This is a genomic window from Cellulomonas sp. IC4_254, assembly GCF_011603975.1.
Classification (GTDB): domain Bacteria; phylum Actinomycetota; class Actinomycetes; order Actinomycetales; family Cellulomonadaceae; genus Cellulomonas.
Window position 1 is genome coordinate 16803 of record NZ_JAANNB010000008.1, and the last position, 26289, is coordinate 43091.

Below are 26289 nucleotides of genomic sequence, written 5' to 3' on the forward strand. Positions count from 1 at the left end.
TGTGACCTGCGAGACGGGCCCACCGGTCGTCAGCACCCGCGTCGCAGCAGGAGAATGGCGGGCGACAAGGACGCCGCGGGACGCGAAGCCGTCCCCGCGGCGGTCGGGCGAGGAGAGGTGGAGCGATGCAGATCGGCCTGGTGGGTCTCGGCAGGATGGGCGCGAACATGCGCGACCGGATGCGGAACGCGGGGATCGAGGTCACCGGCTACGACCGGAACCCCGAGGTCACCGACGTCGCGTCGCTCGCCGACCTGGTCGCGGCGCTCCCCGCCGGCGAGCGCGTCGTGTGGGTCATGGTCCCGGCCGGTGCCGTCACCCACGCGGTGGTCGAGGAGCTCGGCGGCCTGCTGACCGAGGGCGACCTCGTCATCGACGGCGGCAACTCGTACTTCGGCGACGACAAGGGCCACGCCGAGCAGCTGGGCGCCAAGGGCATCCACTTCCTCGACGTCGGCGTCTCCGGCGGCGTCTGGGGCCTCGCCAACGGCTACGGCCTGATGGTCGGCGGCGACGCCGCGCAGGTCGAGCGGGTCATGCCGGTGTTCGACGCGCTGCGCCCCGAGGGCCCGCGCGAGGAGGGCTTCGTGCACGCCGGCGACGTCGGCGCCGGGCACTACGCCAAGATGGTGCACAACGGCATCGAGTACGGCCTCATGCAGGCGTACGCCGAGGGCTACGAGCTCCTGGCCGCCAAGGACATCGTCACCGACGTCGCCGGCACCATGAAGGCCTGGCAGCGCGGCACCGTCGTGCGCTCCTGGCTGCTCGAGCTGCTGGTCAAGGCGCTCGAGGAGGACCAGGCGTTCGAGGCGATCGACGACTGGGTCGCGGACTCGGGCGAGGGCCGCTGGACCGTGGACGAGGCGATCGAGGCCGCCGTGCCGCTGCCGGTCATCACGGCCGCGCTGTTCGCCCGGTTCCAGTCCCGCCAGGAGCAGTCCCCCGCGATGAAGGCGGTCGCCGCGCTGCGCCAGCAGTTCGGCGGGCACGCGGTGAAGGCCGCGGGTGCCCCCATCTCCGGCGACGCCCCCGCGGGCGTGCGCTCGGAGGGCTGACGCCCCGCCGATGTACGTCTCGCACCTGTCCCTGACGGACTTCCGGTCGTACCACCAGGTCGACCTCACCTTCGAGCCGGGGATCACCGCGCTCGTCGGTCCGAACGGGCAGGGCAAGACCAACCTGGTCGAGGCGATCGGCTACGTCTCCACGTTCAGCAGCCACCGTGTGCCGACCGACGCCCCGCTCGTGCGAGCCGGGGCGTCGGCGGCCGTGGTGCGCTCGCGCATCGTCCGGGCGCAGGACGACGGCTCCGAGCGGGCGCTCGTCATCGAGGCGCAGCTCGGCTCCGGCCGGTCGAACCGCGTGAAGCTCAACGGCGCCCCGTCCCGGGCCCGCGACGTGGTGGGCGCGCTGCGCTCCGTGCTGTTCGCGCCCGAAGACCTGGCGCTGGTGAAGGGCGACCCGGACGGCCGCCGGCGGTTCGTGGACGAGCTCGCCGTGCAGGTGACGCCCCGGCTCGCCGGGGTGTTCTCCGAGTACGACCGCGTCGTGAAGCAGCGCACCGCCCTGCTGAAGTCCGCGGCCGGGTTCCGGGGCTCCCGCTCGAACCTCGACCTCAGCACCCTGGACGTCTGGGACGCGAAGCTGGCCGAGCTCGGCGCGCACGTGATCGTCGCCCGGCAGGCGGTCGTCGCGGCCCTGGACCCGTACGTCGGCGACGCGTACGAGCGGGTCAGCGACGGCCAGGGCGCCGCGCAGGTGGGCTACCGGTCCTCGCTCGCGGCGGCGCTGGCCGGTGCGGACGCCGATCGCGACACGCTCCCGCCCGCGCCCGGTCCGGCCCAGCCCGGTGCGGACTCCGCGACTCCCGCCCGAGCCGTCGAGGCGCAGATGCTCGAGGCGCTGGCCCGGGTGCGGCCCAAGGAGCTCGAGCGCGGCGTCTGCCTGGTCGGGCCGCACCGGGACGACCTGGTGCTGACGCTCGGCGACCTGCCCGCCAAGGGCTACGCGAGCCACGGCGAGTCCTGGTCGGTCGCCCTGGCGCTGCGCCTCGCGTCCTACGAGCTGCTCACGAACGGCCCGCAGGCCGGCACCACCGAGGACGCCGCGCAGCTCTGGGTCGCCGACTCCGGGCCGGACGGCGAGCCGGTGCTGATGCTCGACGACGTGTTTGCCGAGCTCGACGCGAAGCGGCGGGAGCGGCTGGCCGAGATGGTCGCCGGGGCGCGCCAGGTGTTCGTCACGGCGGCGGTCCCGGGCGACGTGCCCGAGCGGCTGGCCGGCTCGCGCTACGACGTGCTGGCGTCGGAGGTCGCCCGTGTCGCCTGACGACCCCACCTCCCCCGGGCGCGCCGGCGCGGCCGGTCCGGCCCCGGACCCCGCGCCGACCGCCGCTCCCGAGGCCGACGACGCCCCGACGTTCGACCCCGCCGTCCCGGTCTCCGAGCAGCTCGACGTCACCCCGGCCGCGCAGATGGCCCGCCTGTCCCTCGCCCGGTTCCGCTCCGTCGCCCGGTCCAAGGGCTACCGCCCCGGCCAGGCGCCCCGCGGCCGGTCACCGCTCTCCCCCGCCGAGCTCGGCGGCGCCGGTGTGCACCCGCGCGACCCGCTGACCGTGTCCGCGACGATGGCGTCGCTGTTCCGGGACCGCGGCTGGGTGCAGGAGGTGTCGGTCGGCGGCGTGGTGGGACGGTGGCGCGAGGTCGTCGGGGACCAGATCGCCGACCACTGCACGCCCGAGACGTTCGCCGAGGGGGTCCTCGTGGTGCGGACGGACTCCTCCGCGTGGGCGCAGCAGCTCAAGATGCTGGCGCCGCAGCTGGTCCGCCGGATGGCCGAGGACGTCGGCGAGGGCGTGGTCAAGGACGTGCGGGTGCTCGGTCCGCAGGGGCCCGGGTTCGGCAAGGGCCGGCGCTCGGTCAAGGGCCGGGGGCCCCGGGACACCTGGGGCTGACGGGACCGCTCCCTCCGCCGCGGCACCACGCGGCCGGACGCGTCCGCAGCACGGCCCGTTGACAGGGGTTTCCGGCGCGGGTCCGGGTACACTGGGAATCGACAGCTCTGGCGCGTCTGCGCCGGTCCAGGACGCACGATCTCCGTCGTCGTGGAGTGATCCGCCCTCCCGCCCGGAGGACGGGCGCCTCCGCCGCGTGTGAGAACTGAGGAGCACCACCGCCCGTGGCTGACTTGAGCCCCTCCACCGGACCTGACTCCTCCGCACCCGGGGGGACGGTGAACGGGACTCCCGCCTACGACGCGTCCGCGATCACCGTGCTCGAGGGTCTCGAGGCGGTCCGCAAGCGTCCCGGCATGTACATCGGCTCCACCGGTGAGCGCGGCCTGCACCACCTCGTCTACGAGGTCGTCGACAACTCCGTCGACGAGGCCCTCGCCGGCTACTGCGACCACATCGAGGTCACCCTGCTGGCCGACGGCGGCGTGCGCGTGGTCGACAACGGCCGCGGCATCCCCGTCGCGATCCACCCCACCGAGGGCAGGCCGACCGTCGAGGTCGTCATGACGATCCTGCACGCCGGCGGCAAGTTCGGCGGTGGCGGCTACGCGGTGTCAGGCGGCCTGCACGGCGTCGGCATCTCCGTGGTGAACGCGCTGTCCACGCGGGTGCAGACCGTCGTCAAGCGCGACGGCTTCGCCTGGGAGATGGACTTCGCGGACGGCGGCAAGCCGGCGAGCGAGCTCCGCAAGGGCGAGGCGACCACGGAGACCGGCACGTCGCAGACGTTCTGGGCGGACCCCAGCATCTTCGAGACGGTCGAGTTCGACTTCGAGACGCTGCGCTCCCGGTTCCAGCAGATGGCCTTCCTCAACAAGGGCCTGCAGATCTCGCTGACGGACGAGCGCCCGCAGCACGGCGACACCGAGGACGAGGTCGCCGGCGACGACACCCCGGCCGTGGACGTGCCCGCCGCGCGCACCGTCACCTACAAGTACGACGGCGGCCTGGTCGACTACGTGAAGCACGTGAACTCGGCCAAGAAGGTCGACCTGGTGCACCCGGACGTCATCGACTTCGAGGCCGAGGACACCGAGCGCAAGATCTCGGTCGAGGTCGCGATGCAGTGGACCAGCGCCTACTCCGAGTCGGTGCACACGTACGCGAACACCATCTCCACCACCGAGGGCGGCACGCACGAGGAGGGCTTCCGCGCGGCGATGACCTCGCTGGTCAACCGCTACGCGCGCGACAAGGGCATCCTCAAGGAGAAGGACGACAACCTCACCGGCGACGACATCCGCGAGGGCCTGACCGCCGTCGTGTCGATCAAGCTCGGCGAGCCGCAGTTCGAGGGCCAGACCAAGACCAAGCTCGGTAACACGGAGGCGAAGACCTTCGTGCAGCGGGTGGTCAACGAGCAGTTCGGCGACTGGCTCGACTCGCACCCGAACGAGGCCAAGGACGTCATCCGCAAGGCGATCCAGGCGTCCCAGGCCCGGCTCGCCGCCCGCAAGGCGCGCGAGGCAACCCGGCGCAAGGGCCTGCTCGAGTCCAACTCGATGCCCGGCAAGCTCAAGGACTGCCAGTCGAACAACCCCGCCGAGTGCGAGGTGTTCATCGTCGAGGGCGACTCCGCCGGCGGCTCCGCCGTCCGCGGCCGCAACCCGCAGACGCAGGCGATCCTGCCGATCCGCGGCAAGATCCTCAACGTCGAGCGGGCGCGCCTCGACCGCGCGCTCGGCAACGCCGAGGTCCAGGCGCTGATCACCGCGTTCGGCACCGGCATCGGCGAGGACTTCGACCTCTCGAAGCTCCGCTACCACAAGATCGTGCTCATGGCCGACGCCGACGTCGACGGCCAGCACATCCGGACGCTGCTGCTCACGCTGCTCTACCGGTACATGCCGGAGCTGATCCTCAAGGGCCACGTCTACATGGCGCAGCCGCCGCTGTTCCGCATCAAGTGGTCCAACGCCCCGCACGACTACGTGTACTCGGACCGGGAGCGGGACGCCGTGCTCGCCGACGGCCAGGCCAACGGCAAGCGGATCCCGAAGGACAACGGCATCCAGCGGTACAAGGGTCTGGGCGAGATGGACTACTCCGAGCTGTGGGAGACCACCATGGCGCCGGAGCACCGCACGCTGCTGCAGGTCACGCTCGACGAGGCGGCCGCGGCGGACGAGATCTTCTCGGTGCTCATGGGCGAGGACGTCGAGTCCCGCCGCTCGTTCATCCAGCGCAACGCGCGCGACGTGCGGTTCCTGGACATCTGACCGAGCCCCGACCCCTCCGCACGACCCCGGCGCACGCCGCGCGCCGGGTCCGTCCCACCGAAGGACCCTGACCTGTGACTGAGCTGACCGGCGACAACATCGAGCACGGCCGCATCGACCAGGTGGACCTGCAGCTCGAGATGCAGCGGTCCTACCTGGACTACGCGATGGCCGTCATCGTGGGCCGCGCGCTCCCGGACGTCCGCGACGGCCTCAAGCCCGTGCACCGCCGCGTCCTGTACGCCATGTACGACGGCGGCTACCGGCCCGACCGGCAGTTCTCCAAGTGCTCCCGCGTCGTCGGCGACGTCATGGGCAAGTACCACCCGCACGGCGACACGGCGATCTACGACGCCCTGGTCCGCCTGGTGCAGGACTGGTCGCTGCGCTACCCGCTGGTCGCCGGCCAGGGCAACTTCGGCTCCCCCGGCGACGACCCCGCCGCCGCCCCGCGGTACACCGAGTGCAAGATGGCGCCGCTGGCCATGGAGATGGTCCGGGACATCGACGAGGACACCGTCGACTTCCAGGACAACTACGACGGCCGCACCCAGGAGCCGTCGATCCTCCCGTCGCGGTTCCCGAACCTGCTGGTGAACGGCTCCGCCGGCATCGCGGTCGGCATGGCGACCAACATCCCGCCGCACAACCTGCGGGAGGTCGCCGAGGGCGTCCGCTGGCACCTGGACAACCCGGAGGCGTCGAAGGAGGAGCTGCTCGCCGCGCTGCTCACCCGCGTCAAGGGCCCCGACTTCCCCACCGGCGCGACGATCCTCGGCCACCGGGGCATCGAGGAGGCGTACCGCACCGGCCGCGGCTCGATCACGATGCGCGCGGTCGTGGAGGTCGAGGAGATCCAGGGCCGGATCTGCCTCGTCGTCACCGAGCTGCCGTACCAGGTCAACCCGGACACGCTGGCCAAGAAGATCGCTGACCTGGTCCGCGAGAACCGCGTCCAGGGCATCGCGGACATCCGCGACGAGACCTCGGGCCGCACCGGCCAGCGCCTGGTCATCGTGCTCAAGCGCGACGCGGTCGCCAAGGTCGTGCTGAACAACCTCTACAAGCACACCCAGCTGCAGGACACGTTCGGCGCCAACATGCTCGCGCTGGTCGACGGCGTGCCGCGCACGCTCAGCCTCGACGCGTTCATCCGGCACTGGACGACCCACCAGCTCGACGTCATCGTCCGGCGGACCAACTTCCGGCTGCGCAAGGCCGAGGAGCAGATCCACATCTACCGCGGCTACCTCAAGGCGCTGGACGCGCTGGACGAGGTCATCGCGCTCATCCGCCGCTCCCCCGACGCCGACGAGGCCCGCACCGGCCTGATGGCCCTCCTCGACATCGACGAGGTCCAGGCGAACGCGATCCTCACCCTCCAGCTGCGCCGGCTGGCCGCGCTCGAGCGCCAGAAGATCCTCGACGACTACGCCAAGCTCGAGCAGGAGATCCTTGGCTACCGCGCGATCCTCGAGTCCCCCGAGCGCCAGCGCGGCATCGTCCGCGAGGAGATGGACGAGATCGTCGACAGGTACGGCGACGAGCGCCGCACGACGATCCTGCCGTTCGACGGCGAGGTGTCCGTCGAGGACCTCATCGCCGAGGAGGAGATGGTCGTCACCATCACCCGCGGCGGCTACGCCAAGCGGACCCGGTCGGACAACTACCGGGCACAGCGCCGTGGCGGCAAGGGCGTGCGCGGCGCGCAGCTGCGCGAGGACGACATCGTCGACCACTTCTTCGTGACGACGACGCACCACTGGCTGCTGTTCTTCACCAACCTCGGCCGGGTGTACCGCGCCAAGGCGTACGAGCTGCCCGAGGGCGGCCGCGACGCCAAGGGCCAGCACGTCGCCAACCTGCTGGCGTTCCAGCCGGGCGAGAAGATCGCCCAGGTCCTGGACCTGCGCGACTACGAGCAGGCCGAGTTCCTGGTGCTCGCGACCAAGCGCGGCCTGGTCAAGAAGACCCGGCTGGCGGAGTACGACTCCAACCGCTCCGGCGGCGTCATCGCGATCAACCTGCGCGAGGACGAGGACGGCCTGCCCGACGAGCTCGTGTCGGCCCGCATCGTCGACTCCGTGAACGACTTGATCCTCGTCTCCCGCAAGGGCCAGTCGCTGCGGTTCACCGCGACCGACGAGGCGCTGCGCCCGATGGGCCGCGCCACCTCCGGCGTCACGGGCATGAAGTTCCGCGCCGACGACGAGCTGCTCGCGATGGACGTCGTCCGCGAGGAGGCGTTCCTGTTCACGGTGACCCAGGGCGGCATCGCCAAGCGCACCGCGCTCACCGTCGAGAACTACCGCGTCCAGGGCCGCGGCGGCCTCGGCATCAAGGTCGCCAACCTCCCCGAGGCGAACGGCGACCTGGTCGGCGCGCTGGTGACGGACGCCGACGACGAGGTGCTCGTCATCATGGAGCGCGGCAAGATCGTGCGCTCCGCCACCTCCGAGGTGAACGCGACCGGCCGCACGACGCAGGGCGTCATCTTCGCCAAGCCCGACAACGGGGACCGGATCATCGCGGTCGCTCGCAACATCGAGCGTCACCTCGGTGACGAGGCGGGTACCGTGGGTGAGTCGGGCGAGCCGGACGTGACCACGTCCGCGGCCCTCGAGGACACCAGCGCCACCACAGCTCCGGACGCCCCGGTGGCTGACGAGACCTCCGAGGAGGACGCGTGACCGACACGCCTCCGTCGATCCCGCCCCGCAAGGGCGACGCCGGCGACAAGCCGGCCGGCCGCACCGCCACCGAGCAGGCCGAGCGCGCCACCGCGCCCGCCGCCAAGGCTCCGGCCGCCACGAGCCCCGCGACCAAGGCCACCCCGGCCGCCGCCAAGAGCGGCTCCGGGCGCACCTCCGCCCCCGCCGCGGCGACCACCACGACGCAGGAGCCGGTCCGCCCGGCCGCGTCGGGCGGGTCGGCCGCGACCGGCGCCGGTGCGGGTGCGGCGGCCGGTGCCGCCGCCGGCGCGGCGACGGGCAAGACGGGCTCCGGCACGGCGACCGCCACCGCGGCGCGCCCCTCCGGCACCTCGGCGCTCGGCGGCTCCGGCCCGCGCCGCGTGCGGCTCGCGATCTCGCGCGTCGACCCGTGGTCGGTCATGAAGCTGTCGTTCCTCATGTCCGTCGCGATCGGCATCATGATCGTCGTCGCGACCGCCGTCGTGTGGATCACGCTGGACTCGCTGCACGTGTTCGCGACGATCAACGACCTCGTCACCGAGATCCTGGCCGACTCGGACATCAACCTCATGCGGTACGTCGAGTTCGACCGCGTGCTGTCGATCGCCACCCTGGTCGCCGTCGTCGACATCTTCCTCATCACGGCGCTCGCCACCATCGGCGCGTTCCTGTACAACATCACCGCCGCGCTGGTCGGTGGCGTGCACGTCACGATGACGGACGAGTGACCCCCGGTTTGGGCGGGACGCCCCGGCTGGGGTAGTCTCGTCCGGCACGCCAGCGCGCCTGGTGTGCGGAGGGCCTATAGCTCAGACGGTTAGAGCGCTTCCCTGATAAGGAAGAGGTCAGAGGTTCAAGTCCTCTTAGGCCCACTCCCGAAGCCCCGTGGAGGAATCCATGAAGAAGCTGCTGCTCCTCACGGCGGTCGCCGCCGCGGGTTACGTCCTCTGGACGCGGTACGCCGCCGAGCGCGACGACCGCGACCTGTGGGCCGAGGTCACCGACTCGGTCGAGTAGACCACCGCTCCTCTCCTCCGCCGCCAGCTGCGCGGCCGGAACCCGCCGCTGCGCACCGCGCGGTCGCACGGGGCCATGGCGCAATTGGTAGCGCACCTGCTTTGCAAGCAGGGGGTTAGGGGTTCGAGTCCCCTTGGCTCCACCACGCACGAACCACGACGGCCCGGCACCCTGGTGCCGGGCCGTCGTCGTCGGCGCGGTCACCGTCACCCGGATGCGCGCGCGAAGCCGCACGGTCGGGGCGTCGCCGCTGCTACGTTCCCGCTCACGGCCCGTGCGTCCGGCGCCGCCACCTGCCGATCCTGAGGACACCCGTGACCGCTCCGACGCCGTACCCGCCCACCGAGGCCCGGCTGCGCCGGCGGCAGGACGCGCAGGACGCGTGGGGCGTCGTCGTGCGGTGCGAGGTGATCCTGGCCGGGCTGGCGGTGGTCGCGGCGGTGGTCGTGGTCGTGGCGCAGCCCGGTGAGCTCGGCGGTGCGCTCGCGATCGTGGGCCTGGCCTGGGCGGTGCACGCGCTGCTCACGGTCACCGTCGGTTACGCGGTCGGCGTGGTCGTGACGCACCGGCTGCCGTCCCGGCCGGCCCGCGGGACAGCAGGCGCGGCCTACGCGGTCGCGGGCGGGGCGACGGCGGCGTTGCTCGTGCTCCTCGGCGGGATGGGCCTCGCGGCCGTCGCCTGGGCCGTGCTCGGTGCGGTGACCGCCGGCTCCGCACGCGTGTGGGCGGACAGGCCGATCCGGTCCCGGGCGCTGCGCCGGGAGGCCGCGGCCCTCGTGGGGCTCGCGGTGCCGACCGGGTCCCCGTGGCCGACCGCCGCCGGCGCGCCGCCGCCGCACCCCGGCGACCCGGGCGCTCCCGGACGGCCGTAGCCCGGGCCCGGGCACGACGACGGCCCGGCACCCCCGCAGGGGTGACCGGGCCGTTGTCGGCTGGTCCGGGGCCGCTCAGGCGCCGGTGCTGCCCTCGTCGGTGCTCGGCGCGCCCTCGGTGCCCTCGGTCGGCGCCGCGTCCGGCTTCTTCGGCGCCGCGCGGCGCGGGGTCGCCTTCTTCGCCGCCTCGGTGACCTTCTCGGTCGCCTCGGCCACGCGCTCCTCGGCGGCCTCGCGGACCTCCGCGACGCGCTCGGCGGCCTTGTGGGTGGCCTCGCGGCCGCGGGCCACGGCCTCGCCGGCCGCCTGGCCGACCGCGTCGGCGGCGTCGCCCGCGCGGGCGCGGAGCTGGTCGCCGGTCGGGGCCTCGGGCTCCCACGGCTCGGCCCACGGGTCGGTGGTCGTGCGCGAGCGGGTCCAGGCGAACACCGCGGCGCCGGCACCGAGGATCGTGGCGAACAGAAAGAACCGCTTGGCACCCTTGTGCTGCTTCTTCTCGGCCTTCTTGGCGGCGGCGGCCGCAGCGGCAGCAGCGGCGGCGGCGCGGGCCTTCTTCTTGCCCGCCTCCTTGTCCGCGACGTGCTCGACGGCGGAGCCGGCGCGCTCGGCGGCCTCGTTCACGGCCTGCACGAGCTTGGGCAGCAGGTCGTCGACGAGCTTGTCGTGCGCGGTGTCGATGACCGGGCTCGCCTTCTCGGCGGCCTTCTCCACGCGCGGGGCCGCGGCCTTGACGCTCTCCTTGTAGAGGTGGTCGATGCGCGGGATCAGCCACTCGACGGCCGCCTCCACGCGGGGCTGCGTCCACTCGACCGCCTGGCCGGCGGCGCCCTTGGCGAGGACGGCGGCCTCGCCGGCCTGGACCTTGGCGGTCGCCGCGAGCTTGCCGGCGCCCTCGGCGGCCTTGCTGCCCGCGTCCGCGAGGGCTGCGGCGGCCTGGCCCTTGAGGCGCTCGGACGTCAGGTGGTCGGTGACGGCTTCGATCTTGCTCCGTCGGGTCAGGAAGGCCATGTCCACACTCTCCTGCTCGGGCTGGTCAGGTGGCTCCCCACTCTGCCACCGTCCGGCCTCCCGCGCAGGTGGCAGCGGTGTGTTCGTCCGGGGAGAACACCGGTTCCTCACCCGGCCGACCCACACGTCCGCGTGACAGGATGGCGGGCATGCACGCGACCCTGCACACGAACCGTGGCGACATCCGCCTGGAGCTCTTCGAGAACCACGCCCCGAAGACCGTGGAGAACTTCCGCGGCCTCGCGACCGGTGAGAAGGAGTGGACCGACCCGGCGACGGGCGAGAAGCGCACCGGCGCCCCGCTGTACGACGGCGTCATCTTCCACCGCGTCATCGACGGCTTCATGATCCAGGGCGGCGACCCGCTCGGGCGTGGGACCGGCGGCCCCGGCTACACCTTCGACGACGAGATCCACCCCGAGCTGCGGTTCTCCGAGCCGTACCTGCTCGCGATGGCGAACGCCGGTCTGCGCCGCGACCCGATCACCGGCCAGGTCGGCGGCACGAACGGCTCGCAGTTCTTCATCACCGTGACCGAGACGCCGCACCTCAACGGCAAGCACACGATCTTCGGCAAGGTCGTCGACGCGGAGAGCCGCGCCGTCGTGGACGCGATCGCGACCACCCGCACCCGCCCGGGCGACCGCCCGGTCGAGGACGTGGTGATCGAGTCGATCTCGTTCGAGTCCTGACGCCTCGATGACCCAACCGCAGCCGGGCCCTGCGCCCACACCTCCGCCCGTCTGCCCGCGGCACCCCGACCGCATCGCCTACGTGCGGTGCCAGCGGTGCGGCCGGCCGACCTGCCCGGAGTGCCAGCGCCCGGCTGCGGTGGGCATCCAGTGCGTCGACTGCGTGCGTGAGGGGCAGCGCCAGCAGCGCCCCGCGCGGACCGCGTTCGGCGGCCGCGTGACCGGCGGCCGGCCGGTCGTCACGCTCACCCTCATCGGCCTGTGCGTGGTCAGCTACGTGCTCCAGCTCACGAGCGCCACCTGGACCCGGGACCTGGCGTTCGCGCCGTTCATCGGCGAGACCGAGCCGTGGCGATTCCTCACGGCCGCGTTCCTGCACTCCACGGGCAACATCGCGCACATCGCGTTCAACATGATCGCGCTGTGGTCGGTCGGCCCGTTCCTCGAGGCCTCGCTCGGTCGCTGGCGCTTCCTCGCGCTGTACCTGCTGAGCGCCATCGGGGGCTCCGTCATGGTGCTGCTGCCGGCCTCGCCCCTGGAGCTGTCCTGGGTGACCGGGGTCGTGGGTGCCTCGGGCGCCGTCTTCGGCCTGTTCGGGGCGGTGCTGGTCGTGCTGCGGCGCGTGGGGCGGTCCGCGGGCGGCATCGTCGCCGTCATCGCGATCAACGCCGTCCTGGGCTTCGTGCTCCCCGGCGTGGCCTGGCAGGCGCACCTCGGCGGCCTGGTCGTCGGCGCCGCGCTGGGCGCCGCCTTCGCGTACGCGCCGCGGGAGCGGCGCACGCTGGTCGCCGTCGGGTCCTGCGTGGCGGTCGCCGTGCTGCTCGTCGGGGCAGCCGTGGTGACCTACTCCGGGGTCTGAGGCCGATCCCCAGCGTTGCTCACAGGTGTGGAATTACACCGGTGTAGTTATCCACAGGGTTGTGCACCGCTGGGGACACGGCGCCCGATCGCCCGGATCTTCCGCGAGATCATCGGGGGACGGGCTGGGGACAACCGGCGCCGACCTGGGGACGACGCGCCTGCGAGGCACGCGGGCCGGTGGTCCCGGGCACGGACGGGTGCCGGGCCGGGTGACGTCGACGTCGACCCGGCCGCGGCGCTCCGGTCACTTCCAGCGGGTGGCCATCCCGAGCCCGACGAGCGCGAACGCGAAGCCGATCGCGAGGTTCCACGACCCGATGCCGGGGATCGGGAAGTCGAAGTTCGTCAGGTAGGTGACGACGATCCACAGCAGACCGGCGACGAGCAGGCCGCCCAGCACGGGCACGAACCACGGCGGGTTGACCGTGGGGCCGGCCGAGCGCTCGGCGGGCGCGGTGTAGTGCGACTTCTGCCGCGTCCTGGACTTGGGCACGGGATGCTCCTGACGTCGACCGTCTGGCTCGGCGGATCCGGACCGCGCCGCGCTGCGGACGCACGCACGGACCCGCGTGGACGTGGCCTAGCGTAGTGGCGGAGAACCGAGGGGGATGAGCGTGCCCGAGCAGCACCCAGAGCACCGGCCCCACGGGGCCCACGCGGCGCCGGCCGCGCCGGACGGCCCGGGCGCGCCCGCGGCACCCTCCTCCGCCGAGCCGTCCGCCCGGCTGCGCGCCGCCCGCGAGCACGCCCAGCACCGGATCCAGCGGCACCGCCGCGGCCGCGCGCTGCGCGGGACGCTGTCGATCGGCCTGGTGATGGCCCTCGCCGGCGCCCTGTTCACCGCGAACGCCCGGCTCGCCAGCGGCACCGACACCCGGCAGCCGCAGGACCTCGCCGGGCTGCAGTCCAACGAGGACGCCCGACGGGAGCGCCTGGCGGACCAGGTGGCCGCGCTGCGCTCCGAGGTGGACGCGCTGACCCAGGCCCAGACCGACACGGTCGGTCTGGAGTGGCAGTCCGCGGGGGAGGCGTTCGACATCGCCTCGGGCAAGGTCGCCGTCACCGGGACCGGGATCACGGTGAGCCTCGACGACGCCCCCGCCGACGGGCCGCGCGTCGCCGGCGCCGGCCCCGACGACCTCGTCGTGCACCAGCAGGACCTCCAGGCGGTCATCAACGCGCTGTGGGCCGGGGGAGCGGAGGCGATGGCCCTCATGGACCAGCGCGTCATCTCCACCAGCGCGTTCCAGTGCATCGGCAACGTGCTGTCGCTCCAGGGTCGCCGGTACTCCCCGCCGTACGTCGTCACCGCCGTCGGGGACCCCGAGGAGCTGCTCGACGCGCTCGCTGCCGACCCGGCCGTGCGCGCGTACCGGTCCTGGGTCGACGCCGTCGGGCTCGGTTACCAGGTCACCCGTCCGGACCAGGGCGTCCGGGTGCCCGCCTACGATGGCTCGGTCGACATGCGGTACGCGAGCGTGCCGGCCGGCACGGAGGTCCTCCCGGGTCTCGTCGCCGACGAGAGCACCGCCACGAGCACCGGGACGAGCAGCGCCGCGCGCCAGGAGGACACCGAGCGATGAGCGGGACCGAGGTGACCCGGACGCGGCGCCGGTCGCGCGACCGCGAGCCCGCCCGCGGCGGCGGTGCCGTGTTCGGCGCCGTCGGCGTGCTCGGCGAGCTGCTCATCACCGCCGGCGTGCTGCTCCTGGCGTTCCTCGCCTGGCAGCTCTGGTGGACCGACGTGGAGTCCAACCGCGAGCAGGCGCAGCTCGTCCAGGAGCAGGGCTGGGACGAGCCGCTGGCGCCGCTGGAGGAGCCCGACGGCCCGGCGATCGTCACCCCGCGGTACGACGAGCCGCCCGTGCTGGCCGAGCCCGACTACCTCACGACGTTCGCCTCGATGCGGGTCCCGCGCTGGGACGGCGAGCCCACCCGGACCATCACGCAGGGCACCGACCGGCCGAACGTGCTCAACCCGCTCGGCGTCGGGCACTACGAGGGCACCGCGATGCCCGGCGGCGTCGGGAACTTCGCGCTCGCCGCGCACCGCACCACGTACGGCAAGCCGTTCAACCGGATCGCGGAGCTCCAGGAGGGCGACCCGATCGTCGTCTGGACCGCCGACACCTGGTACGTCTACCGCGTGACGTCGTCGCAGATCGTCATGCCCGACGACGTGCAGGTGATCGCGCCCGTGCCCGACCAGCCGGGCGTCGAGCCGACCGAGCGCGTCATCACCCTGACCACCTGCCACCCGATGTTCTCCGCGAGGGAGCGGTACATCGTGCACGGCGTCCTGGACTACTGGGCCCCCGTCTCCGAGGGCGTGCCCGCCGAGCTCGCGGAGGTCTCCTGATGTACGGGTGGCTGTGGCGGCACCTGCCCGGGCCGGCCCTGGTGCGGGTCCTGATCCTGCTTGTCCTCGCCGTGGCCGTCCTGGCCGCGTGCTTCGTGTGGGTGTTCCCCTGGCTCGCCCCGTACATGCCGTTCAACGACACCACCGTGGGGGAGGGCTGACGATGAGCCGCATCCTGGTCGTCGACAACTACGACTCGTTCGTCTACACGATCGTCGGGTACCTGGACCAGCTCGGCGCCGAGACCGTCGTCGTGCGCAACGACGCCGTGCCGCCGGTGTCCGAGCGGTCGGAGTTCGACGGGGTCCTCGTGTCGCCCGGCCCCGGCACGCCGTCCGAGGCGGGCGCGTCGATGCAGGTCATCCGCGACTGCGCCGAGTCGGGCACGCCCATGCTCGGGGTCTGCCTCGGGCACCAGGCGCTCGGCGAGGTCTTCGGCGGCACCGTCACGCACGCGCCGGAGCTCATGCACGGCAAGACGAGCCTCGTGGCGCACGAGGGGCACGGCGTGTTCGAGGGGCTGCCGACGCCGTTCACCGCGACCCGGTACCACTCGCTGGCCGTCGTCGACGGCACCGTCCCCGACGAGCTCGAGGTCACCGCCCGCGCGAACGGGATCATCATGGGCCTGCAGCACCGCACGCTGCCCCTGCACGGGGTCCAGTTCCACCCGGAGAGCGTGCTGACCGAGGGTGGCCACCGGCTGTTGGCCAACTGGCTGGCCCTGACCGGCGAGCCGGACGCGGTCGCCCGCTCCGCGGACCTGCACCCCCTGGTCCGGCCGTAGCCGCCGCACCGAGTTCGGTGCTCACCGCCGAGTTCGGTGGCGGGACGCACCGAACTCGGCTCTGACCACCGAACTCGGCGCGTCGACTCCTCCACAGGCGGTCGAGCGTGCGGATGCCGCCCGTTCTGGGGACCGCGGCGGCGCTCTCCGGGGCCGAGCGGGGAACGTGGGCGGATGAACGATCCGCGCCGACCCGACCAGGACGATCGATCCGCTCACCTCCCCTCGACCCGGTCGAACGCATCAACCGGACCGTCGCCCTCCCGTCGTCGTCTCGACCTGCCGCCGGGACGGGCGTGGGTCCCGGTGGTCAGACCGGCCGTCCCCGACCTCGTGCACGCGTCCACGACGCCGCCCGAGGAGCTCCAGCGACGGGTGCGCCGGGGCGAGCTGGTGCGGGTCGGACGAGGGTCCTACGTCGTCCCGGTGGCGGGGCTCGAGCCGTGGGCGATCGACCAGCAGGTGCTCCTCAGCCGTGCCGCGGCGCTGCACCACCGACGCAGCGGGCCGCACTGGTTCAGCCATGCCACCGCCGCCGTGCTGTGGGGTTGTCCGCCCGGGACCGTGCCGCGGACCGTGGACGTCACCGCTCCCGTGCGCCGCCGGACGACGCCCGGCGAGCGCGACGGTGCCGTACGGGAGCACTACTCGCCCGCGTCGGACGGCGACGTGTGCGATGTGCTCGCGCTGCCGACGACGTCACTGGAGCGCACGGCGGTGGACTGCGCGGCCGTGCTTCCCGGATCCGAGGGTCTCGCGGTCGCCGACTCCGCCCTGCGCGCGGGAGCCGACCCGGCCGAGCTGGACCGGGTCCTGGGACGACGGGCGGGCCGTCCCGGGGTCCGGCGAGCGCGCGCGGTGCTCGGGATGGCCGACCCGCGGGCCGAGTCGGTGGGCGAGTCCCGGCTCCGCTGGCTCCTGCGCACATCGGGGCTGCCGGGTCCCGAGCTGCAGGTGCCCGTGCGGACTGCCGCGGGGTGGCGGTGGCTCGACCTCGGCTGGCCGGACGAGCGCGTGGCCGTCGAGTTCGACGGGAGGCTGAAGTACGGCCGGGACGGGCGAGAGGCGGCGGACGCGATCTTCGCCGAGAAGCGCCGGCAGGACGCCATCGAGGACGAGGGCTGGACGGTGGTCAGGGTGACGTGGCGGGACCTCGACCGCCCCGCCGAGACCGTCGCGCGGATCCGTCGGGCCCTGCGTGCCGCCGGTCGTCGACGACGACGCTGACCGGGTCGCGGCGCCGGTTCGGTGCGTACAGCCGAGTTCGGTGCCTACAGCCACCGAACTCGGCCCGAGGCACCGAACCCGAGAGCGCTCGGCGGCGGCGTACGGGAAGCCGGCGGCTCGGGGACGGGAACGGGCCCCGCCCCCCGGGAGGGGACGGGGCCCGCGCGGGCTGGCGGCGGGTCAGTCGCCGCCGTTGCCGTTGCCGTTCCCGTTGCCCTCGTTGCCGCCCGTCGGGTTGGGGCCCGAGGACAGGGTCAGGGTCACGGTGCTGCCGATGGGGACGGTCTGACCGACGCGCGGGTCGGACGAGATGACCGTGCCGGCCGGCTGGCTGGACGGGTCGTCCGAGGACACCGCGTCGACGACGAGCCCGAGGCCCTGGAGCTGGGCGGTGGCGTCCGCCTCGCTCTTGCCCACGATGTCGTTCGGGATGGTCACCGTGGTCGGCGCCTTGGCGACCGTCAGCGTCACCTGGGTGCCCTGCGGCACGACGCCGGGGGAACGATCCTGCCGGATCACGATCCCCGGGGCGACGTCCGCGCTCTCCTCCTGCACGACGTTCGACGTGAGCTTGAGGTCGTTGAGCGCCTTCACGGCGGCGTCCTGGGGCTGGCCGGCCAGGTCGGGGAGCGACACCAGTCCGGAGGAGATCACCAGCGCGACGGGGGTGCCCTCGGCGACGGACTGGGCCCCGGCCGGGTCGGTCCGCAGGACACGACCCTCCGGCTGGGTCGCGTCGTCCTCCTCGGTCACCGTGGACACGGTCAACCCGGCGGCCTCGAGCTGCGACCGCGCCTGGTCCTGGGTGAGCCCGGACACGTCCGGCACGGTGACGGCGTTCGGCCCGGTGGACACCCACATCGTGACCGTGGAGCCGTCCTCGGCCTCCTCGCCGCCGGCGGGGTCGGTGCGCGTGACGGAGCCTTCGGGGACGTCCGGACTGGCCTCCGCCTGCCGGGACACCTCGAAGCCCTTGTCGGTCAGGGCGGCCGAGGCGTCCGCCTCCGCCTGCCCCACCACGCTGGGCACGGTGACCATCTCCACGGGGGGTGTGGTGTCCCGCATCAGCAGCCAGATGATGCCGCCGACCGCGAGGGCCGCGATCACGCTCAGCGTGATCCAGAGCCACCGCTTGGACTTCTGCTCCTCCTCGGGCTCCTCGTCGGTCTGCGCGGGCAGCACGGAGGTGCCGGGGCCGGTCGGCGCCCACGCGGGCGCGTCGCCGGGCATGACCTGGGTCGCGGCGGCGTCGGGGGCGAGCACCTGGGTCGCGGCGCCGGCGCCGAGCGCGGCGGCGGCGACGGCAGGGGCCGACACGGCACCGCCGCGGGCGGCGGCCTCGAGGTCGGCGCGGAACTCGGCGGCGGAGGAGTAGCGGGCGTCCCGCTCCTTCGCCAGCGCCTTCGCGGTGATCCGGTCGAGCACCTCGGGCACGTCGGAGGCGACCGAGGACGGCGCCGGGGCGATCTCGCGGACGTGCTGGTAGGCGACGGCCACGGGGGAGTCGCCGATGAACGGCGGCCGGCCGGTGAGCAGCTCGAACAGCAGGCAGCCGGCGGAGTACAGGTCGGAGCGGGCGTCGACGGTCTCGCCGCGGGCCTGCTCGGGCGACAGGTACTGCGCGGTGCCGATGACGGCCTGGGTCTGCGTCATGGTGGCCGCGGAGTCGGCGACGGCGCGCGCGATGCCGAAGTCCATGACCTTGACCGCGCCCGTGGGGGTCAGCATGACGTTCGCCGGCTTGATGTCGCGGTGCACGATGCCCGCGTGGTGGGAGTACTCGAGCGCCGACAGCACGCCGGCGGTGATCTCGATGGCCTCCTCGATCGGCACGGCCTGGCCGTCGCGGAGGATGTCGCGGACCGTGTGGCCCTCGACGTACTCCATGACGATGAACGGCACGTGCGCGGTCGCGCCGGTCGGCTCGGTGTAGACGTCCTCGCCGGTGTCGTACACGGCGACGATCGACGGGTGGTTGAGGCCCGCCGCGGCCTGCGCCTCGCGGCGGAACCGCGCCTGGAACGACGGGTCGCGCGCGAGGTCGGAGCGCAGGATCTTGATCGCCACGGTGCGCCCGAGGCGCGTGTCGTGCCCGATGTGCACCTCGGCCATGCCACCACGGCCGATGAGCTCACCGACCTCGTACCGTCCGGCGAGGATCCGGGATCCGTCGTCCACCACTAGGCGTCCTTCGCTGTCGTCGTCTGCGCGTCCGGTGCGGTTGCGCCGGACTGTGCTCGCCAGATCATCCCACCCTCGGTGGCCGCCCGGGTGTACTCGCTCGTACCCACCGGCACCAGCGAGCCCGGGTCACCCGTCAGGCGGTCGGCCAGCGCGGCGCCGAGGAGGGCCACGACCAGCACGGCGAGGACGAGGAGCGGCCAGCGGACGTGGAACCGCCCGTCACCGGCCCCGCGCTGCACGCGGGCGTGCGCCCGGGTGGTCGGGCTGCTGTGCGCGCCGCCCCGGCCGGCGGTCGCGCGGTAGGTCGGTGCGGGTGCCCCCGTGCCGCTGGTCGGCCGGCCGGTGCGCGGGTCGAACGACGGCGGGGCGCCGGTCGCGGTCGCCGCGGGGGAGGCGGCGGACGCCGCGGACCCGCGGACGCGCATCGCGCCCGCCTCGCTGGGCCGGGAGCCGGACGTCCGCGACGCGCGGGAGTCGCCGGCCGCCGCCGTGTCCCGCGCGGCGGCCCGGGTGCCCGAGGCACCGCTCGACGCCCCGCGCCCGGGCACGATCGACACCGGCGGGCTGCCGCCGGCGGGGGTGTGCGGGACCAGGGCGTCGAACAGGTCGGCGAGCTCCTCGGCGGTCCGCGGCCGGTCGGCCGGGTCCTTCGCGAGCAGCCGCATGACGAGCCGCGCGATCTGCCGGTCGACCGACGGCGGCAGCGGCGGGACGGGCGTGTTGACGTGCGCGACCGCGATGTCGACGGCGGTCGGCCCGGTGAACGGCCGGTGCCCGACCAGCGCCTCGTACGCGACGATGCCGAGCGCGTACATGTCGGAGGCCGCCGTGGCGGGACCGCCGACGGCCTGCTCGGGCGACAGGTACTGCGCGGTGCCCATCACCATGCCGGTGGCGGTCATCGGGACCTGGTTGCTGGACAGCGAGACGCCGAAGTCGGTGATCTTCACCTTGCCCGTGGGCGTGATGAGGATGTTGCCGGGCTTCACGTCCCGGTGCACCACCCCGGCCTCGTGGGCGGCGTGCAGGGCTCGGGCGGTCTGCGCCAGGATCGGCAGCAGCCGGCGCGGGGGGAGCACGGGCTCGCGCTCGAGCAGGTCGCTCATGGGCTCGCCGACGATGAGCTCCATCGCGAGGAACGCGGACCCGTCCTGCTCGCCGTAGTCGAACAGGGCCGCGATCCCGGCGTGCGACAGGCTGCCGGCGTTTCGGGCCTCGGTGCGGAACCGCTCGAGGAACCCGGTGTCGCCGGCGTACTCCTCGCGGAGCACCTTGATGGCGATGTCGCGGGCCAGGGACTCGTCGTGCGCGGCCCAGACCTCGCCCATGCCGCCGACGGCGATCTGGCGGGTCAGCCGGTAGCGCCCGCCCAGCACGACGCCCGGTGCCGGCCTCACTGGTTGATCACCGCCTCCATGACGGCCTTGGCGATCGGCGCGGCGACCCGGCCGCCGGTGGCCTCGGAGCCGACGGACCCGCCGTGCTCGACGATGACCGCGACCGCGACCTGCGGGTCGTCGGCGGGCGCGAAACCGGTGAACCAGGCGTGCGGCGCGTCGCCCTCGACGCCGGTCTGCGCGGTGCCGGTCTTGCCGGCGACGGTCACGCCGGGGATCTGCGCGGACGTGCCGGAGCCGGACTGCACGACGCCGACCATCATGTCGGTGAGCTGCTGCGCCGTCGCGGCCGAGACCGACTGGGACAGCTCGGTGGGGTCCGCCTCGCTGACGACGTCGAGGTTCGCGGTCCGGACCGTCTGCACCAGGTACGGCGTCATCAGCGTGCCGCCGTTCGCGATCGCGGACGCGACCATCGCCATCTGGATCGGCGTGGCGCGCACGGACTCCTGGCCGATCGCCGACAGCGCGGTCTGCGCCTCGTTCGGGTCCTCCGGGTACCGCGAGGCGGCGACCCGCATGGGCACGGTGAGGTCGGTCTGGTCGAAGCCGAACTTCTCGGCCTGCTCGCGGATCGCGTCGTCGCCCAGGTCCACGCCGAGCGACGCGAACGCCGTGTTGCAGGAGATCCGCAGCGCGTCGGCCAGCGTGGTCTGCTGGTTCGCCCCGCAGGACTCGCCGCCGAAGTTCGGCAGCGTCGTCCGGGTGCCGGGCAGCGTGTAAAGGTCGGGCGCGGACAGCACGGACTCCGGGGTGTACGAGCCGGACTCGAGCGCGGCCGCGGCGGTGACCAGCTTGAACGTCGACCCGGGCGGGTAGTTCTCGCTGGTCGTCTTGTTGATGAGCGGGTCGCCGTCGGCCGCCAGCAGCTGCTGGTACGCCGCGTTCGCCGCCGTCGTGTCGTGGGTGGCCAGCGCGTTCGGGTCGAAGCCGGGCGTCGACACCATCGCGAGGATCTTGCCGGTCGACGGCTCGACCGCCACGACCGCGCCCCGCTGGTCGCCGAGCGCGTCGAGGGCCGCCTGCTGCGCCGCCGGGTCGATGGTGAGCTCGATGGACGAGCCCTGGGGCTGCGCACCGGTGATGAGGTCCTGGATGCGCGTCCAGAACAGCGAGTCCGCCTGGCCGGTGAGCACGTCGTTCATCGACCGCTCCAGCTGCGAGCCGCCGTTGACGACCGAGTAGAACCCGGTGACGGTCGAGTAGAGCTCCGGCTGGCTGTACGAGCGCTGGTAGCCGAACGGGTCGTCGACGGCCGTCGACTGCGCGACCGGCTGACCGGCGACGATGATCGGCCCGCGGGGCTTGCCGTACTCCCGGTAGAGGGTCCGCACGTTGCGCGGGTCGTTGTTCAGCGCGGACGCCTGCCCGAACTGCACCCAGGTGGTGCCGGCCAGCAGGGCCAGGAACATGACGACGACGACGGTCGCCAGGCGGCGGAGGGCGGTGTTCACGCGCGACCACCTCCGGATGTGCGGCGCAGCTGCTCGGTGGGCTGGTCGTCGCCGGCGACGGCGACGGGGTTCCGGGCTTCCTCGTCGAGCGGCAGGCCGCCGGCCGGGGTGGACAGCAGCTCGCCGCCCGGCTCGGGTGCGGGGCGGCGCGCGTCGTCGGAGATCCGCAGCAGCAGGGCCGCGACGATCCAGTTCGCGAGCAGCGACGACCCCCCGTACGCCAGGAACGGCGTGGTCAGGCCGGTGAGCGGGATGATCCGGGTGATGCCGCCGACCACGACGAAGCACTGGAACGCGATGACGAACGCGAGGCCGGCCGCGAGCAGCTTGCCGAAGCCGTCCCGGACGCCGATCGCCGTGCGCAGGCCGCGCTGGCACAGCACCAGGTAGACCGTGAGGATCGCCATGAGGCCGGTCAGGCCGAGCTCCTCGCCGAGCGACGCGATGATGAAGTCCGACTCGGCGAACGGCACCAGGTCGGGCCGGCCCTGGCCCCAGCCGGTGCCGAACAGCCCGCCGCTGGCCAGGCCGAACAGCCCGCGCACGAGCTGGCCGGAGCCGCCGGGGGACCGCTCGAAGACGTCCTGGTCGAGCGCGTGCTGCCAGATGTGGAACCGGGCGGCGACGTGCCCGAACGTGGCGGTCGCGACAGCGACGCCGCCGGCGAACATGATCAGGCCGATGACGATCCAGGACAGCCGCTCGGTCGCGACGTAGAGCATCGCGACGAACAGGCCGAACAGGAGCAGCGACGTGCCGAGGTCGCTCTGCAGCACCAGGACCGCGATCGACGCCGCCCAGACGACGACGATCGGGCCGAGGTCGCGCAGGCGGGGCAGCTGCAGGCCGAGCACCTTGGGCCCGGCCAGCGCCAGCGTGTCGCGGTGCGTGACCAGGTAGCCGGCGAAGAACACGGCGAGCGCGATCTTGGCGAGCTCGGCCGGCTGCAGGGAGAACCCGAGGGCGCGGATCCAGATGCGCGCGCCGTTGATGGTGACCCCGAGGCCCGGGACCAGCGGCAGCAGGATCAGCGCGAGGCCGACGACCATCGCCGTGTAGGTGTAGCGGCGCAGGGTGCGGTGGTCGCGCAGCACGACCAGCACGACGCACGCGAGGACGACCGAGATCGCCGACCACGCCAGCTGCCGGCCGGCGAACATGTCCGTGCCGCCGCGGGCCTCGCGGGCCAGGTCGATCCGGTAGATCATCGCCAGCCCGATGCCGTTGAGCGCGATCACCGACGGCAGGATCACCGGGTCCGCGTACGGCGCGCGCCAGCGCAGCACGACGTGCACGACCAGCGCCAGGCCGGCGAGGCCGGCGCCGTAGCCGAGCACGTCGGCCGGCAGCTCGTCGGTCGCGCCGAGCCCGACCAGCGCGTACGCCGCGATCGCGATCGCCAGGGCCAGGACCAGCAGGGCCAGCTCGGTGCCGCGGCCGGCGCGCACGCGGTGCGCCTCCACCGTCGCCATCAGGGGCCCGCCGGCGGGGCGGTGGCACCGGTCGTGGCGGCCGGGGCCGCGGGCGTCGTCGGGGTCGGCGTCGGCGTGGGCTCCGGCTCGGCGTCCTCGGCCAGGGACTCCACCCGCTCCCGGGCGTCGGCGAGCGTCGCGGTGTGGATGGTCTGCTGGAGGCGCTCGCGCACGAAGGCCGGCAGGTCGTCGACGACGACGTCGCTGGTCTCGACGACCTCCGACAGCGACACCGGCCCGACCGACTGCGGGATGCCGCGGTAGATCGCGACGACCTCGCCGTCCACGCCCACGTAGTACTGGGTCTGCGTCCACCGGTAGAACCCGAACGCCGCCCCGGCGACCACGACGACCGCGAGCAGGCTCAGCAGGATCCGGCGCACCCGCCGCCGGCGGCGCGTGCGGCGCTCGTCGGCGTCGTCCTCCTCGTCGTCGTCGGCGTCCACCACCGCGACGCCGCCGCCGGGGGTGCTGGCCTGGCGGGACAGCTCGGCGGCGCGGGCGGCGGGGCCGTCCTGCGCGGCCGTCGGGCGGTTGCGGGACACGGCCGCGGAGCCGACGACCACGGCGTTCGTGGTCGGCCCGGCGCCGTCGCGGACGTCGTTCAGCTCCAGCACGTCGGCGACGACCACGGTGACGTTGTCCCCACCGCCGGCGCGCAGCGCCAGCTGGACCAGCCGCTCCGCGCAGGTGTCGACGTCGGGCAGCTCGTACAGGGTGCGCGCGATCGTCTCGCCGCTCACGAAGCCGGACAGGCCGTCGGAGCACAGCAGCCAGCGGTCGCCGGCGCGCGCCTCGCGGACGGACAGGTCGGGCGCGATGTCGACGTCGAAGTCGCCCAGCACCCGCATGACGACCGAGCGCTGCGGGTGCGTCTCGGCCTCCTCCGGTGTGATCTTGCCGGTGTTGACGAGGTGCTGGACGAACGTGTGGTCGGTCGTGACCTGCGTCAGCACGCCGTCGCGGAGCAGGTAGCCGCGCGAGTCGCCGAGGTGCACCATCGCGAGCTTGTTGCCGGCCCGCAGGATCGCGGTGACCGTCGTGCCCATCCCGGCGAGCTCCGGGTTCGACTCCGAGCGGCTGATGATCTCCTCGCGGGCCTCCTCGAGCGCGCGCTCGAGCTCGTCGAGCGCGTCGTCGGGGCCGTGCGACTCGCCGTCCAGCGGGGCGAGGGCCGCGATCGCCACGGACGACGCCACGTCACCGCCGGCGTGCCCGCCCATGCCGTCGGCGACGACCAGCAGGTGCGGACCGGCGTACGCGGAGTCCTGGTTGTTCGACCGGACCAGCCCCACGTCGGACCGGGCGGCGTAGCGCAGCGCGATGCCCACGATCCCCGCTACCCCTGCAGCTCGAGGACGCTCTGGCCGATGCGGATCTGCGCACCGGGGCGGACGGGGACCGCAGCCGTCACCTTCTGGTCGTCCAGGAAGGTGCCGTTCGTGGAGCCCATGTCCTCGACCAGCCACTGGCCGCCCTCGGGGTACACCCGGGCGTGGCGGGAGGACGAGTAGTCGTCGTCGAGCACCAGGGTGCACGAGGGTGCGCGGCCGATCAGCACGGCCGACGACCCGAGCGGCAGCGTCGTGCCGCGCAGCGGGCCCTCGGTGACGACCAGGCGGGTCGGGCCGCTGCGGCGACCACGGCCCCGGTCGGGGGTCGGCGCAGCGGCGGCGGCGCCGGCGGGCGGCGCAGGGTTCCCGGCGGCGCGCGGGCGGCGGCGGCTCGTGATCCGGGTCCCGTACAGGTCCCGGCGCAGCACGCCGATCGCGGACAGCACGAAGGCCCACAGGAGCACGAGGTACCCCAGGCGGAGCAGGGTGACCGTCAGCTCACTCATGCGTGCCTTGCGTGCCGTGGCTCACTCGTCCTGGTCCTGTCCGTCGCCGTCGCCCGTCCAGAACATGATGCGGGTCCGGCCGATGGTGAGCGTGTTCCCGTCCAGGAGTGTCGCGGCCGGGACCTGGTGGCCCTCGACGAACAACCCGTTCGTGGAGCCCAGGTCCGAGGCCACGACGCCCTGCGGGGAGACCCGGATCTCGAGGTGCCGGCGGGACACGCCCGGGTCGTCCACGACGATGTCGGCCTCCGAGCCGCGGCCGATGACCGTCACCGGGCCGGTCAGCAGGTACCGCTGGCCGTCGATGTCGATGAGCGGGTGCCGGGGGCTCGGGGCGGCGGTCGTCGCCGGGGCGGCCGCGCCGCGCACCGTCGCCGACTTCACCCGGAACCGGCCCGTCTCGAGGTCCTCGTACTCGTGGAACGCCACCGTCACGGGGCCGACGAACGCGTACCGCTGACCCGTCGCGTGCTCCGTGACGTTCGCGGCCAGCTCGTCGGCGAGCGCCTCGGCGCCCCACGCCTCGACCTGGTCGTAGTCCGAGGGCGACAGCTCCAACGTGAACTCGTTCGGCACGACCGTCCGGTCGCGGCCGACGACGGCCGCCCGGTCGTCGACCTCGCGACGCAGCGCGCTCGCCAGCTCGACGGGCTTCACCTCGCTGCGGAAGGCCTTGGCGAACGCGGTGTTCACCACGCGCTCCACACCGTGCTCGAACCGGTCCAGGATGCCCACGCCCACCACCTCCTCACCGCACGCGCGAAACGGTCGGGCGCGAACCTGCACCCGACACACTGCGTCGATGGTAGCCGCGGAGCAGGTCCGGAGGCTCTCCCTGTGGACGACGGGTGTGGCGTGGCCTCGGTGGAGACGTTGCGACCGGGTGTGCACGGGGCGTGGAGGAGCGCATCTGACGGGGGTCCGGCGGGTCGCGGCGTGGGCCGCGAGGAGGTGGTCAGGAGCGACCTCGGAATCGTGTTAATCTTCTGCGGCGCGCGAGTGGCGGAACGGCAGACGCGCTGGCTTCAGGTGCCAGTGTCCGAAAGGGCGTGGGGGTTCAAATCCCCCCTCGCGCACACAGGCTTGTTCGTCTAGAACAGGCAGAGCAGTTCGGGTAGCCCCCGGTCGGAGAGTCTCCGGCCGGGGGTTCTTCGTTTGTGGGTCTGACCTGCGGTTTCGCTAGCACGCTGG

Annotated in this window: 23 protein-coding genes, 3 tRNA genes and 1 pseudogene; 18 read left to right on the plus strand and 9 right to left on the minus strand. The window is 73.5% G+C overall.

What is annotated here, in order from left to right; genetic code table 11:
* Window positions 1-95 precede the first annotated feature (95 nt).
* The 10 genes and pseudogenes from gnd to G6556_RS01820 all read left to right on the plus strand — a co-directional run.
* Window positions 96-1058: pseudogene (gene gnd / locus G6556_RS01780) on the plus strand (phosphogluconate dehydrogenase (NAD(+)-dependent, decarboxylating)); the annotation flags it as partial.
* Between the two features lie 10 nt (window positions 1059-1068).
* The gene (gene recF / locus G6556_RS01785) at window positions 1069-2331 is read left to right on the plus strand and encodes a DNA replication/repair protein RecF (protein WP_166938062.1); all 1263 of its coding nucleotides are present in this window, start codon (window positions 1069-1071) and stop codon (window positions 2329-2331) included.
* Window positions 2321-2956 (plus strand): DciA family protein, encoded by a 636-nt coding sequence (locus G6556_RS01790; RefSeq protein ID WP_346774663.1) that lies wholly within the window; start codon window positions 2321-2323, stop codon window positions 2954-2956. Before recF ends, G6556_RS01790 begins: the two co-directional genes overlap by 11 nt.
* 278 nt (window positions 2957-3234) lie before the next feature.
* Window positions 3235-5235 carry a DNA topoisomerase (ATP-hydrolyzing) subunit B gene (gene gyrB, locus G6556_RS01795; RefSeq protein WP_346774664.1) on the plus strand — a complete coding sequence of 667 codons (2001 nt, stop codon included), beginning with the start codon at window positions 3235-3237 and terminating at the stop codon, window positions 5233-5235.
* Window positions 5236-5309: 74 nt separating this feature from the next.
* Window positions 5310-7925, plus strand: coding sequence for a DNA gyrase subunit A (gyrA, locus tag G6556_RS01800; RefSeq protein WP_166938066.1), 2616 nt, complete (start codon window positions 5310-5312; stop codon window positions 7923-7925).
* The gene (locus G6556_RS20100) at window positions 7922-8656 is read left to right on the plus strand and encodes a DUF3566 domain-containing protein (RefSeq protein WP_346774665.1); all 735 of its coding nucleotides are present in this window, start codon (window positions 7922-7924) and stop codon (window positions 8654-8656) included. Before gyrA ends, G6556_RS20100 begins: the two co-directional genes overlap by 4 nt.
* A 70-nt stretch (window positions 8657-8726) precedes the next feature.
* Window positions 8727-8800 (plus strand) — tRNA-Ile (locus G6556_RS01810).
* Window positions 8801-8825: 25 nt separating this feature from the next.
* Window positions 8826-8945 carry a DLW-39 family protein gene (locus tag G6556_RS19290; protein ID WP_240933499.1) on the plus strand — a complete coding sequence of 40 codons (120 nt, stop codon included), beginning with the start codon at window positions 8826-8828 and terminating at the stop codon, window positions 8943-8945.
* A gap of 69 nt (window positions 8946-9014) precedes the next feature.
* Window positions 9015-9090, plus strand: a tRNA-Ala gene (locus tag G6556_RS01815).
* Window positions 9091-9259: 169 nt separating this feature from the next.
* Window positions 9260-9817 (plus strand): hypothetical protein, encoded by a 558-nt coding sequence (locus G6556_RS01820; RefSeq protein WP_166938068.1) that lies wholly within the window; start codon window positions 9260-9262, stop codon window positions 9815-9817.
* A 75-nt stretch (window positions 9818-9892) separates the two neighbouring features.
* Here the strand turns inward: G6556_RS01820 and G6556_RS01825 are convergent, their stop codons facing one another.
* Window positions 9893-10825 carry a hypothetical protein gene (locus G6556_RS01825; RefSeq protein WP_166938069.1) on the minus strand — a complete coding sequence of 311 codons (933 nt, stop codon included), beginning with the start codon at window positions 10823-10825 and terminating at the stop codon, window positions 9893-9895.
* A 149-nt stretch (window positions 10826-10974) separates the two neighbouring features.
* Between G6556_RS01825 and G6556_RS01830 the strand changes: the two genes are divergently transcribed.
* Window positions 10975-11517 (plus strand): peptidylprolyl isomerase, encoded by a 543-nt coding sequence (locus G6556_RS01830; RefSeq protein ID WP_166938071.1) that lies wholly within the window; start codon window positions 10975-10977, stop codon window positions 11515-11517.
* A 163-nt stretch (window positions 11518-11680) separates the two neighbouring features.
* Window positions 11681-12376 carry a rhomboid family intramembrane serine protease gene (locus tag G6556_RS01835; RefSeq protein WP_346774666.1) on the plus strand — a complete coding sequence of 232 codons (696 nt, stop codon included), beginning with the start codon at window positions 11681-11683 and terminating at the stop codon, window positions 12374-12376.
* 246 nt (window positions 12377-12622) lie between these two features.
* On the opposite strand, the gene G6556_RS01840 is transcribed toward G6556_RS01835, so the two are convergent.
* Window positions 12623-12871, minus strand: coding sequence for a cell division protein CrgA (locus tag G6556_RS01840; RefSeq protein WP_166938074.1), 249 nt, complete (start codon window positions 12869-12871; stop codon window positions 12623-12625).
* A 121-nt stretch (window positions 12872-12992) separates the two neighbouring features.
* Between G6556_RS01840 and G6556_RS01845 the strand changes: the two genes are divergently transcribed.
* The 5 genes from G6556_RS01845 to G6556_RS01865 all read left to right on the plus strand — a co-directional run bounded on the left by G6556_RS01845 (window position 12993) and on the right by G6556_RS01865 (window position 16751).
* Window positions 12993-13961 carry a DUF881 domain-containing protein gene (locus tag G6556_RS01845; protein ID WP_346774667.1) on the plus strand — a complete coding sequence of 323 codons (969 nt, stop codon included), beginning with the start codon at window positions 12993-12995 and terminating at the stop codon, window positions 13959-13961.
* Window positions 13958-14737, plus strand: a complete 780-nt coding sequence (locus G6556_RS01850; RefSeq protein WP_166938075.1) for a class E sortase — start codon at window positions 13958-13960, stop codon at window positions 14735-14737. Before G6556_RS01845 ends, G6556_RS01850 begins: the two co-directional genes overlap by 4 nt.
* Window positions 14737-14898 (plus strand): hypothetical protein, encoded by a 162-nt coding sequence (locus tag G6556_RS01855; protein WP_166938077.1) that lies wholly within the window; start codon window positions 14737-14739, stop codon window positions 14896-14898. The genes G6556_RS01850 and G6556_RS01855 overlap by 1 nt, the downstream gene beginning before the upstream one ends.
* Before the next feature lie 2 nt (window positions 14899-14900).
* Window positions 14901-15524, plus strand: coding sequence for an aminodeoxychorismate/anthranilate synthase component II (locus G6556_RS01860; protein WP_166938079.1), 624 nt, complete (start codon window positions 14901-14903; stop codon window positions 15522-15524).
* A gap of 306 nt (window positions 15525-15830) precedes the next feature.
* Window positions 15831-16751 (plus strand): hypothetical protein, encoded by a 921-nt coding sequence (locus G6556_RS01865; protein WP_166938080.1) that lies wholly within the window; start codon window positions 15831-15833, stop codon window positions 16749-16751.
* A gap of 180 nt (window positions 16752-16931) precedes the next feature.
* Here G6556_RS01865 and pknB read toward each other — a convergent pair whose 3' ends face one another.
* From pknB to G6556_RS01900, 7 genes are read right to left on the minus strand one after another with little or no spacing between them, the layout of a single operon-like run.
* Entirely contained in the window at window positions 16932-18929 is a 1998-nt protein-coding gene (gene pknB, locus G6556_RS01870) for a Stk1 family PASTA domain-containing Ser/Thr kinase (protein WP_346774668.1), read from the minus strand.
* A gap of 2 nt (window positions 18930-18931) precedes the next feature.
* The gene (locus G6556_RS01875) at window positions 18932-20332 is read right to left on the minus strand and encodes a serine/threonine-protein kinase (protein ID WP_166938083.1); all 1401 of its coding nucleotides are present in this window, start codon (window positions 20330-20332) and stop codon (window positions 18932-18934) included.
* Window positions 20329-21786, minus strand: a complete 1458-nt coding sequence (locus G6556_RS01880) for a penicillin-binding protein 2 (protein ID WP_166938085.1) — start codon at window positions 21784-21786, stop codon at window positions 20329-20331. Before G6556_RS01880 ends, G6556_RS01875 begins: the two co-directional genes overlap by 4 nt.
* Window positions 21783-23258: an FtsW/RodA/SpoVE family cell cycle protein gene (locus tag G6556_RS01885; RefSeq protein ID WP_166938086.1), complete on the minus strand. Its 1476-nt coding sequence runs from the start codon at window positions 23256-23258 to the stop codon at window positions 21783-21785. Before G6556_RS01885 ends, G6556_RS01880 begins: the two co-directional genes overlap by 4 nt.
* Window positions 23258-24589: a Stp1/IreP family PP2C-type Ser/Thr phosphatase gene (locus G6556_RS01890; protein ID WP_166938088.1), complete on the minus strand. Its 1332-nt coding sequence runs from the start codon at window positions 24587-24589 to the stop codon at window positions 23258-23260. The genes G6556_RS01885 and G6556_RS01890 overlap by 1 nt, the downstream gene beginning before the upstream one ends.
* Before the next feature lie 8 nt (window positions 24590-24597).
* Entirely contained in the window at window positions 24598-25098 is a 501-nt protein-coding gene (locus G6556_RS01895; RefSeq protein ID WP_166938090.1) for an FHA domain-containing protein, read from the minus strand.
* Between the two features lie 21 nt (window positions 25099-25119).
* Window positions 25120-25833, minus strand: coding sequence for a DUF3662 and FHA domain-containing protein (locus G6556_RS01900; RefSeq protein ID WP_158370984.1), 714 nt, complete (start codon window positions 25831-25833; stop codon window positions 25120-25122).
* 258 nt (window positions 25834-26091) lie between these two features.
* Here G6556_RS01900 and G6556_RS01905 point away from each other — a divergent pair.
* Window positions 26092-26174: transfer RNA gene (locus tag G6556_RS01905), tRNA-Leu, on the plus strand.
* The last annotated feature ends 115 nt before the right edge of the window (window positions 26175-26289 follow it).

Coding starts and splice junctions, on each gene's coding strand:
- recF (WP_166938062.1), top strand. CDS start 1,069: ATGTACGTCTCGCACCTGTCCCTGACGGACTTCCGGTCGTACCACCAG.
- G6556_RS19290 (WP_240933499.1), top strand. CDS start 8,826: ATGAAGAAGCTGCTGCTCCTCACGGCGGTCGCCGCCGCGGGTTACGTC.
- G6556_RS01825 (WP_166938069.1), bottom strand. CDS start 10,825: ATGGCCTTCCTGACCCGACGGAGCAAGATCGAAGCCGTCACCGACCAC.
- G6556_RS01830 (WP_166938071.1), top strand. CDS start 10,975: ATGCACGCGACCCTGCACACGAACCGTGGCGACATCCGCCTGGAGCTC.
- G6556_RS01850 (WP_166938075.1), top strand. CDS start 13,958: ATGAGCGGGACCGAGGTGACCCGGACGCGGCGCCGGTCGCGCGACCGC.
- G6556_RS01855 (WP_166938077.1), top strand. CDS start 14,737: ATGTACGGGTGGCTGTGGCGGCACCTGCCCGGGCCGGCCCTGGTGCGG.
- G6556_RS01860 (WP_166938079.1), top strand. CDS start 14,901: ATGAGCCGCATCCTGGTCGTCGACAACTACGACTCGTTCGTCTACACG.
- G6556_RS01885 (WP_166938086.1), bottom strand. CDS start 23,258: ATGGCGACGGTGGAGGCGCACCGCGTGCGCGCCGGCCGCGGCACCGAG.
- G6556_RS01895 (WP_166938090.1), bottom strand. CDS start 25,098: ATGAGTGAGCTGACGGTCACCCTGCTCCGCCTGGGGTACCTCGTGCTC.